The sequence below is a fragment of the uncultured Maricaulis sp. genome (assembly GCF_905480005.1).
Lineage (GTDB): Bacteria > Pseudomonadota > Alphaproteobacteria > Caulobacterales > Maricaulaceae > Maricaulis.
In genome coordinates this window covers 1-9,111 of the sequence record NZ_CAJQOO010000166.1, presented here as the reverse complement: position 1 = coordinate 9,111, position 9,111 = coordinate 1, and the positions used below count along the sequence as shown (strand labels likewise).

The 9,111-nt window shown below is 61.1% G+C and carries 11 protein-coding genes; 5 read left to right on the top strand and 6 right to left on the bottom strand.

Annotation, left to right across the window (positions count from 1 at the left end):
• Positions 1 to 813 (top strand): methionine adenosyltransferase (metK, locus tag QZ266_RS14045; protein WP_295696222.1); only part of this gene is annotated, 813 nt, incomplete at its 5' end.
• Between the two features lie 72 nt (positions 814 to 885).
• A complete protein-coding gene (gene ahcY / locus QZ266_RS14040) occupies positions 886 to 2,295 on the top strand; it encodes an adenosylhomocysteinase (RefSeq protein ID WP_295696223.1) in 1,410 nt (469 codons plus the stop codon).
• Between the two features lie 59 nt (positions 2,296 to 2,354).
• On the opposite strand, the gene QZ266_RS14035 is transcribed toward ahcY, so the two are convergent.
• The 4 genes from QZ266_RS14035 to QZ266_RS14020 form a co-directional block, all read right to left on the bottom strand.
• Positions 2,355 to 2,765 (bottom strand): hypothetical protein, encoded by a 411-nt coding sequence (locus tag QZ266_RS14035; RefSeq protein ID WP_295696220.1) that lies wholly within the window; start codon positions 2,763 to 2,765, stop codon positions 2,355 to 2,357.
• 38 nt (positions 2,766 to 2,803) lie between these two features.
• Positions 2,804 to 3,373: a 5-formyltetrahydrofolate cyclo-ligase gene (locus tag QZ266_RS14030; protein WP_295696218.1), complete on the bottom strand. Its 570-nt coding sequence runs from the start codon at positions 3,371 to 3,373 to the stop codon at positions 2,804 to 2,806.
• Positions 3,374 to 3,569: 196 nt separating this feature from the next.
• Positions 3,570 to 3,992 (bottom strand): cell division protein ZapA, encoded by a 423-nt coding sequence (locus tag QZ266_RS14025; RefSeq protein WP_295696216.1) that lies wholly within the window; start codon positions 3,990 to 3,992, stop codon positions 3,570 to 3,572.
• 4 nt (positions 3,993 to 3,996) lie between these two features.
• Positions 3,997 to 4,290, bottom strand: a complete 294-nt coding sequence (locus QZ266_RS14020; RefSeq protein ID WP_295696214.1) for a DUF4164 family protein — start codon at positions 4,288 to 4,290, stop codon at positions 3,997 to 3,999.
• A gap of 226 nt (positions 4,291 to 4,516) precedes the next feature.
• Here QZ266_RS14020 and QZ266_RS14015 point away from each other — a divergent pair, with 226 nt between their 5' ends.
• Positions 4,517 to 5,101: a hypothetical protein gene (locus tag QZ266_RS14015; RefSeq protein WP_295696212.1), complete on the top strand. Its 585-nt coding sequence runs from the start codon at positions 4,517 to 4,519 to the stop codon at positions 5,099 to 5,101.
• Here QZ266_RS14015 and QZ266_RS14010 read toward each other — a convergent pair.
• Positions 5,070 to 6,098 (bottom strand): glycosyltransferase family 2 protein, encoded by a 1,029-nt coding sequence (locus tag QZ266_RS14010; protein WP_295696210.1) that lies wholly within the window; start codon positions 6,096 to 6,098, stop codon positions 5,070 to 5,072. The genes QZ266_RS14015 and QZ266_RS14010 overlap by 32 nt on opposite strands.
• A gap of 179 nt (positions 6,099 to 6,277) precedes the next feature.
• Here QZ266_RS14010 and QZ266_RS14005 point away from each other — a divergent pair, with 179 nt between their 5' ends.
• Both QZ266_RS14005 and cysQ read left to right on the top strand, forming a co-directional pair.
• Complete coding sequence (locus QZ266_RS14005) at positions 6,278 to 7,993, top strand: SLC13 family permease (RefSeq protein ID WP_295696208.1); 1,716 nt, start codon at positions 6,278 to 6,280, stop codon at positions 7,991 to 7,993.
• Positions 7,994 to 8,007: 14 nt separating this feature from the next.
• Positions 8,008 to 8,808 carry a 3'(2'),5'-bisphosphate nucleotidase CysQ gene (gene cysQ / locus QZ266_RS14000; protein WP_295696207.1) on the top strand — a complete coding sequence of 267 codons (801 nt, stop codon included), beginning with the start codon at positions 8,008 to 8,010 and terminating at the stop codon, positions 8,806 to 8,808.
• Between the two features lie 49 nt (positions 8,809 to 8,857).
• On the opposite strand, the gene QZ266_RS13995 is transcribed toward cysQ, so the two are convergent.
• Positions 8,858 to 9,111 (bottom strand): adenylyl-sulfate kinase (locus QZ266_RS13995; RefSeq protein WP_295696205.1); only part of this gene is annotated, 254 nt, incomplete at its 5' end.

Sequence of the window (9,111 nt, the reverse complement as noted above, 5' to 3'; positions counted from 1 at the left end):
GGCGCGGGCGATCAAGGCATCATGTTCGGCTATGCCTCCGACGAGACGCCGCAGCTCATGCCGGCCCCGATCACCTATTCTCACCAGATCCTCAAGCGCATGGCCGAGCTTCGCAAATCCGGCGAGCGACCGGAATTCGAGCCGGACGCAAAGTCGCAAGTCACCATGCGCTATGAGAACGGCGTACCGGCCGGCGTAACGTCGGTCGTCGTCTCGACCCAGCACAAGGAAGGCCTGAGCCAGGCTGATATCCGCGAACTGGTTCGCCCGGTCATCGCCGAAGTCCTGCCTGAGGGCTGGCTGCCGCCGGAAGAGGAATTTTACGTCAATCCAACCGGCACCTTCGTGATCGGCGGACCGGATGGTGATGCCGGCCTGACCGGTCGCAAGATCATTGTCGATACATATGGCGGTGCGGCACCGCATGGCGGCGGCGCCTTCTCGGGCAAGGACCCGACCAAGGTCGACCGGTCTGCCGCCTATGCCTGCCGCTGGCTGGCCAAGAATGTCGTGGCTGCCGAACTGGCCAAGCGTTGTACCATCCAGGTGTCCTACGCCATCGGCGTCTCCAAACCGCTCTCGCTCTATGTCGACCTGCACGGCACAGGGCAGGTCGATGAAGCCAGGCTTGAAGATGCGCTGCGCCAGATGGCCGATCTGTCACCGCGCGGCATTCGCGAACGCCTCCAGCTGAACAAGCCGATCTATGCCCGCACCGCGGCCTATGGCCATTTCGGGCGCACCCCCGGCGCGGATGGCGCCTTCTCCTGGGAACGCACCGATCTGGCGGACGAGCTTCGCTCGCTCCTCTGAAACTGATATGAGCACGGCCAACACACCGGCCCTGCCGCTCCGAGAACACCGATAAAGAAGGACCTGATGGTCATGACGCAATTTGCTGCGGAAAAGCCCTACGTCGTAAAAGACATGTCGCTGGCCAAATGGGGCCGGATCGAATTCGACATGGCCGAGATTGAAATGCCCGGCCTGATGGCGCTGCGCGAAGAATACAAGGACGCGCAGCCGCTAAAGGGGGCGCGCATTGCCGGCTCCCTGCACATGACGGTTCAGACCGCCATTCTCATCGAGACGCTGACCGCGCTCGGCGCTGAAGTCCGCTGGGCCTCGTGCAATATTTTCTCGACCCAGGATCACGCGGCCGCGGCGATTGCCGAGACCGGCGTGCCGGTCTTCGCCACAAAGGGCGAAACGCTGGAAGAATACTGGGATTATGCCGACGCCATTTTCCATTGGCCGAACGGCAAGACCGCCAACATGATCCTCGATGATGGTGGCGATGCCACCATGTATCTGATCCTCGGTGAGAAGGCAGAAAAAGACCCGACCCTGCTCGACCACCCGAAGTCGGAAGAAGAGACCGCTCTCTTCGCTCAGATCCGCAAGCGCTTTGAAGCGACCCCGGGCTGGTTCGCCAAGGCCAAGGCCGCAATCCAGGGCGTTTCCGAAGAAACGACGACCGGCGTCATGCGCCTTTACCAGATGCAGAAGCGGGACGAGCTGCCCTTCCCGGCCATCAATGTGAATGACAGTGTCACCAAGTCGAAATTCGACAATCGCTATGGCTGTCGCGAGAGCCTGGTCGACGCAATCCGTCGCGGCACAGACGTCATGATGGCGGGCAAGAAGGCTGTCGTCTGTGGCTATGGCGATGTCGGCAAGGGTTCCGCCGAGTCGCTCGCCGGTGCCGGCGCCCGCGTTTACGTCACAGAGATCGACCCGATCTGCGCCCTGCAGGCCTGCATGGACGGTTTCGAGGTTGTGCGTCTGGAAGACGTCATCGCCGACATGGATATCTTCGTCACCGCGACCGGCAACAAGGACATCCTCACGGTCGACCATATGCGCGGCATGAAGGACATGGCGATCGTCTGTAATATCGGCCATTTCGACAATGAGATTCAGGTCGAGAGCCTGAAGAACTTCCAGTGGACCAATGTGAAGCCGCAGGTCGATCTGGTGAACTTCCCGGAAGGCCACCGCATCATCCTCCTGTCCGAAGGTCGTCTGGTAAATCTCGGCAATGCAACCGGTCATCCGAGCTTCGTGATGTCGTCCAGCTTCACCAACCAGACGCTGGCCCAGATCGAGCTGTGGACCAAGGGCGATGACTATACGAACGAAGTCTACATCCTGCCCAAGCATCTCGACGAAAAAGTCGCGGCCCTGCATCTCGACAAGCTGGGCGCCAAGCTCACAATCCTGTCGGAAGACCAGGCGGACTATATCGGCGTGCCGCAGGCCGGCCCGTACAAGGCCGAGCATTACCGCTACTAGGCAACCGTGATTGCGCTGAAAACGCCCCGGCCCCAGGGATCGGGGCGTTTTCACAAGCGCTATTCCGTGATCGGCAGGCAATCGCAGGCCGCGGCCGCTTCCCAGTCGAGCCGGATCCAGCACAGGGCCTTTTCCAGCGCGTGGAACTGGCCCACCCTGCGCCCGGTCGAGTGGGCGACCGTAGCCACGATCATCGAGACGATTTCCTGGTCTTCGAGACGACCGACGAATCCGAGCTTGGTGCCCGGGTGCAGATCATCGACCAGACCCTGAACATTCTCGATAATCTCCACCGGCTCCGCCGCAATCGTGGCGTCCGTGATGTTGATCAGCGCCCCGCGAACAGTCTGAGCATTCGCGACGTCCTTGAGCTCAAGGCGCGACGCCTTGATCTCGTCCGCATCAACCGGACCGGTGTGGGTCAGGCAAGCAGCTGAATTCGCTGGATCATGTGTAACAGTGAAAGTCATGGCGCCCCGACTTGGCTTTCGCACCCTCGGACGATCAGTCAAAACACCACAAAACGACTTTCTGTGACCAATGCATCCAGTGGCTGATCATGACCGTCTGCAGGCAGGTCGGCAACCATCTGGCAGTCAAAAGCCAGCCCGATCGCCCTTGTCGGTCGCGTCGCACGCAGGGCTGAGAGGGTGTAGTCGTAATACCCCTTGCCGAAGCCGAGCCGGTTTCCGGACCGGTCACAGCCAAGCAGCGGAACCAGGAGAAGACTGGGCTGACAGACAGGCTTGCAGGTTTGCGGCTCCCTGACGCCGAAGGCTCTGCGGTCGAGCCCGTCACCGGGCTGCCATTCGCGAAAGAGCAAGGGCTGTTGGTCACCAGCAATGACCGGCAGGCACAGGGAATGCCCTGAGGCTGCAAGGCGCGCCATCAGGGGGCGCGGATCCATTTCACCCGCGAGCGGCCAGTAACCCGCGATACAGGACGGCGATTCCGGAAACCACGCGTCCGGGAATATCCCGGCCAGCGTTCGACCGGCCTCCGGGTGAGTCTCCGCCGCCTGGCGGCGCAGCCCGAGCAGGTGGGCGCGGTAGGCCGGCTTATCGGCGGAGGAGTTCATGTGGCGGCTCCACTTGCGCCGTCAGAGCGTGTTTATCCCCACAAACCCGACATTTCAGGTGGGCACCACTTAAACGGGACCACGGTCCCAGACAGAGGCAGTTCCCTCGTGGAGGTGTACGGTCCGCAGGATAGACGCCCCGGTCGCACGCAGCAGATGACCGCCACCCCCTATGTGGAGGCGAATGCCCTCGAGCTCAAGCGCCAGCTTCCGCGTAGGCGTCATCTTGTGCAGGCGAGTCCGCGTCGAGATCACCGGGATCACCGGTCTCGATTGCGTCAGCGAAGGCCTCCATGCGCTCCGCCAGACGCCCCAATTGTCCGGCGAGACGCCCACGCGCCTCGGCATGCAAGCTGCTCGCGCCATGGTTTTCATGGTTCAGGCGCTGAACCTGACTTTCCAGCGCCTCGATGCGGCTATCGGATTCCTTGAGGTCGTCGACCAGGATCAGTGACGCCATCAACAGAAGGCGCAAATCGCCGATCTGTCCGACCTGACCGGAAATGTCGGAGACCCGCGTGTCGAGCGTACCAGCGAGTTCGCGCAAATAGGCTTCCTGGCCTGCCTCGCAGCCAATGGTGAAGTCGCGACCGTTCAGGGTGACAGTGACCCGCGACATCGCTTCACGCCTCCTCGGCCATGAGATCACGCAAATCCGCGATTGCGACGTCCAGCGTGTCCGACGCCATCTGGGCGGCTTCCTGCAGCGCAGCCTCTCGTCCGCGCGCCTGATCGAGGGCCTCCGCGAGATTGGCGCGATCGACATCTGCATCGCGAGCCTCGATCGCAGCCGCTTCGGCCTTGTGAACACGATTGCGCATGGACCGCGCCACGTCCTCGACACGCCCCATGGCCTTGTCGAGGCGGGCGATCACGACTTCGAGCGCATCTTCGGGCATGTCGGAACGCACGTTCATGCGCTGAGAATCAGCCGTGTCGCGAGAAAGTTCAAGTTCTTCGTCAACTTTATCCCCTGTGACTTTGACTCCAGACCGATTCATGCCGATGAAAAACGGCAAGATCGAGGTAAGGGTCTCGCCGTCTCCGGCTTTGCTCTGACATGGACCGACAATTGACGATGGCGGCCGCGCGGTCCAAACAGGGACTCTGTTCCGACACCCTCGCTAACAGGCGCACACCCGCATGCTTTCCTTACCCGACTGGGCTTTTTATCCGCTCGCCGCAGCTGTCTCCGCCGGCATGATCACCGCCGCGGTCAGCTTCGGTGACAGCACGCACCGGTCGCCGGAAGAAATCCTGACGGAAGGGACCGTCATCGAAGGAGACGCGCTGTCCGGCCTGGTAACGGGCAATGGTCTGACGGCCAGTTTTCTGGAAGACGAAGGCACCCGCTTTGCGCAGATCAGTGCCGCAAGAGGTCCACTGGACGGCGTACAGTCGGCCGGGGCATTCTTTACGCTTTCCGAGCAGGAATTACGGGCCTTTGAAGGCCACCGCCTTCGCGTCACCTACCAGCTTCGGTCGAGTTCCTTGCAAGGCGCCCGCACCGCCCAGCTGAACTTCTTCATGCCAGACCGGGGGCAGGCCTCCTGGGAGGTGGTTGAGGTGTCCGCAGACATCACGACTGTCGAGCTGGAGGTCGTCTCGACCGTTTGCACCTGGCCACAAGCCTATGTGGCCATCTGGCCGGACTGGGCCGGCAATGCCAACACGATCGACCTTGTCTCCATTCGGATCACGGCGCTGGAAGAGACCCCTTGCGACTAGCCTCCTCGCGGTAGGGCCTCACATCCGGCATCCGCGCCAGCAGGGCGTAGGAGCTCCAGGAAATCATCCGCGCGACATTGCCGGGAGAAACCTTGCGGGCCTTCTGAATCTGTCTTCGCGCCTTGAATGTGCTGGGCAACCGGCTCAAGGCGTCAAATATGGCCCTCCAGAACAACCGGAACTGACCATTCTTGATTGCCCCCAGCGACAGCAGTGCGGTCGCGGCGATATGGAAGGGAAGCGTCACCGGCAGGAGCCAGCCCGGCATGTTTTTCAAGTATACGGTCAATCGATTGCGCACACCGTAATAGGTCGCGAACTCCGACCGGCGGCCCGATGACGCGTAACCCACATGATCGACAGCGGCACTGCGAAGCTGAATGGCACGCTCGCCGAGCAGACGCGCGCGAAACGCCAGGTCGACATCTTCGCTGTAGCAGAACAGGCTTTCATCGAACCCATCGAGCGTCTGGAAGAGCGAATGCCGGATCATGGCTGCCGCGCCGCAGGGGCCAAATACTTCGCCCTCTATCGGCAAGAGCGCTACCGGGCGCAGGAAGCCAGCACGATAAGCCAGCCCCGTCGCATGGAAAACATCCCCTACCCCGTCAAGCAGGCCTGACTTGTCGGCACAATATTGGGTCGAACCAAACAGACTCACGGCGGGATAGCGTTGTGTGGCGAGCTCCAGTTCGGCGACCCAGTCAGGATGAGCAAAAGCATCCGGATTCAGGAAGACAATCCAGCCGGAAGAGGCGGATTTCGCGAGCAGGTTATTGCCCGCCGCGAATCCAAGATTGTCGTCCTGCACAATCAATCGGACGCCATCGGGCAAATCACCCAACTCAACGCGCTCGCCAACCGGGGATCCATTCTCGAGCACGAGAATCTCGCGCGGCCTGCGACTTTGTGCCTCGAGCGCCCGCATGCAGGCCCCAATCGTGGCCCGGCTCTTGTAGGCGACGACCAAAACGGAGATATCAGCAACGTTGGACAACTCAGTACCCGGTCAACTTGCTGCATCGCAGCGGCTTTCAATTCACCCGAGAGCGGTTAGCATGGTTTCAGGCTGCAGCGAACTTCTCCCGCATCTTCCGCAGCATTCCACTCGGGACCGTCATCACACGGTTCGTGAAACATGTTGATCGCACGGGGGCACGACGCGTGAGTGAAAACTTGATCGATGCTGCCCTTGTGCTGATCCTGGGCGGTGTGTTGCTGTCCGGGCGGTTACCGACCGCGCGGGCCTTCGCTCTGTTTGCAGCGGCAGCCATCCTGACCGGGCGCATCGGGTTCGACGATGCGATCGACCGTCTCACCACGCCAGCCATTCTTGCCGTAACAAGCCTGGTGATCATAGCGTCGGCGCTGGCAAAGCTGCCCGGCCTCAGTCGTGCGGTATTTGGTCGACCAGGCCGCTCACCGCGCGTGACACTGAGCAGGTTCCTCGGCTCAGCTGCGCTCGCCTCAGCAGTAACCCCCAACACCGCGGTAGTTGCCGCCTTACTCGGCCCAGCCGCCCGCCGCCCCGATTATTCGCCTCATCTGCTACTTCTGCCGCTATCCTATGTTGCATTGGCTGGCGGGATGCTGACACCGTTCGGGACTTCCGCCAGCCTAATGGTCACCGGCGAGGCCGCCCGAATGGGTATCCAACTGTCCATCATAGACTTTGCCTTACCTGGCATGGCAGTCCTGAGCGCCGTTTTCATTGCCCTCATCCTATTCGCGCCAATACTGCTCAAAGACCGCGAAGCCCCTGAAGCGGACACCAGCGGAGTGTTCCACATCGAAGCGCGGATCGAGGACGAGTCAAACCTGGCGGGACGCAGCGTTGCGGCGGGACGGTTACGCAAGCTGCACAGCTTCTACCTCGCAGAAATTAATCGTGGCGACCGGGTGATCCGGCCAGTTCACCCAGCCTTCGTGCTGCATGCCGGCGATCGCCTGATTTTCGTCGGCGACGTCTCACATTTTGACGAGCTGCACGGGATTTCCGGCCTGACGATCGACGCCGTGCCGAAACAGCAGGCCTCCGACGAATTCTTCCACGCTGTTATCAGCGGACAAAGCCTGCTCGATGGCCGAACCTTGCGTGAGGCTGACTTCCGTGCCCGCTTCAACGCCTCCGTGATGGCTGTCCGGCGCGGGGATGAACGGCTTTCCGGCAAGCTGGGCGATATCCGACTACGTACGGGAGATGTGCTGATCCTATCGGCCGGCCCCGATTTCGGCAGCCGCGACAATGTCCGTCCTAACCTGCACATCCTGGACGTTGACTCTCCCGGTCAGACACCGATGGCGCCACGAACGGCCTGGGCTCTTGGGATCGGCTTTTCGATCTTCCTGGGCATCGCGCTTACTCAACTTATTCCTTTCCACCAGGCCGCGCTCGGTCTGGCCGCGTTGGTGATCGGGCTAAACTGGACGACGGCGCGCGAAGTCCGCCGCAACTTCCCGTTTGATCTGGTCATCATCCTTTGGGGTGCAGTGTTATTGAGCCTGCTCATCACTCAGTCAGGCGCCGCCGACTCCGCCGCTCTTGTCATTGCCGGCATGACGCGTGACCTGCCACCCTATGCGGCGCTGGCCATCATCTTCTTTTTCGCCTGGGCGATGACGGAGCTCTTCTCGAATGCAAGCGCGGCGCTGACAGCACTGCCAGTCGCGTTGGCAACCGCCGTGCAGCTGGAGCTACCACCGGAAGCTTTTGCGCTCGCGACCGCTTTCGGCGCCAGTGCCAGCTTCTTGATGCCTTTCGGCTATCAGACCCACTTGATGGTGATAACGCCTGGACGCTACCGCCTCAGCGATTTCTTCCAGCTTGGCGGCATTGTCTTTGTCGCCTACTCCTGCGCGGCGCTGAGCACCCTCATTTACTTTTACCTTTGATCTGGAATTCTCCTATGCCGAACCTCGACGACAAGAACGCAATCGCCTTCGAATTTGCTCGGATTTGCTCGCTCGCAGCGGTGAAGATCATGGAGGTTTACGAGAGCGATTTCGAAGCGCGCGGCAAAGATGACAAATCACCAGTAACCGACGCGGATGAACTTGCTGAAGCGATCATCCTCGCCGAGCTGGAGCGCACCATCCCAGGCGTACCGGTCCTCGCTGAAGAGAGTTTTGCTGCGGGCTTTCGCCCCAAGACAGACGGTGCCTTTATCTTGGTCGACCCGGTCGACGGCACCAAGGAATTCATCAACAAGAATGGCGAGTTCACCGTCAATATTGCGCTGATTGAGAATCGATCACCGACGGCTGGCTGCGTCTATGCCCCGGCCCGCGAACGTATATTCATTGGCGGAACAAAGGCCTGGGCTGGCCCTCTCAAGGCCGGCGAATCCATCTCAACCGACATGCTCACCTCCATCACAACGCGGACACCGCCCCAGAATGGCATGACAGCAGTTATGAGCCGGTCCCATGCCGATGAGGCGACCCAGGTTTTCGCCAATGCACAAGGCGTCACGCAAACAGTGTCCGCCGGGTCTTCGCTTAAGTTCTGCCTCGTCGCCGAAGGCTCCGCGGACGTTTACCCGCGCTTCGGTCCGACCAAAGAATGGGACACCGGTGCGGGGCACGCGGTACTCAACGCCGCCGGTGGCGCAGTCCTCTCACCAGGCGGCTCACCTTTCCTGTATGCCAAGGCGGCAGTCGAGTACCTCAACGGCGCATTTGTCGGCTGGGGCCGTCAGCCACAATAAGACCAGCGTGACAAGGCGGTGCTGTTCCAGCGCCACCGCTTGGCTGACGTCAACCCAAACGCCCCATCCGCTTGAGTTCGGCGATCACCTTGTCGGCAGCATCCTCGGCACTGAGATCCGCGGTTTGAATGTGCAGTTCCGGCGATTCAGGGGCCTCGTAAGGACTGTCAAAGCCGGTGAAATTCTTGATCTCGCCCGCCTGGGCCTTCTTGTAGAGCCCCTTCGGGTCGCGCTCCATGCAGATTTCGAGCGGCGCATCAATGAAGACCTCGATGAACTCGCCCTCATCTACCAACTCGCGAA

Coding starts and splice junctions, on each gene's coding strand:
- QZ266_RS14025 (WP_295696216.1), bottom strand. CDS start 3,992: ATGTCGCGGGTCACTGTCACCCTGAACGGTCGCGACTTCACCATTGGC.
- QZ266_RS14015 (WP_295696212.1), top strand. CDS start 4,517: ATGCTTTCCTTACCCGACTGGGCTTTTTATCCGCTCGCCGCAGCTGTC.
- QZ266_RS14020 (WP_295696214.1), bottom strand. CDS start 4,290: ATGAACGTGCGTTCCGACATGCCCGAAGATGCGCTCGAAGTCGTGATC.
- ahcY (WP_295696223.1), top strand. CDS start 886: ATGACGCAATTTGCTGCGGAAAAGCCCTACGTCGTAAAAGACATGTCG.
- QZ266_RS14035 (WP_295696220.1), bottom strand. CDS start 2,765: ATGACTTTCACTGTTACACATGATCCAGCGAATTCAGCTGCTTGCCTG.
- cysQ (WP_295696207.1), top strand. CDS start 8,008: ATGCCGAACCTCGACGACAAGAACGCAATCGCCTTCGAATTTGCTCGG.
- QZ266_RS14030 (WP_295696218.1), bottom strand. CDS start 3,373: ATGAACTCCTCCGCCGATAAGCCGGCCTACCGCGCCCACCTGCTCGGG.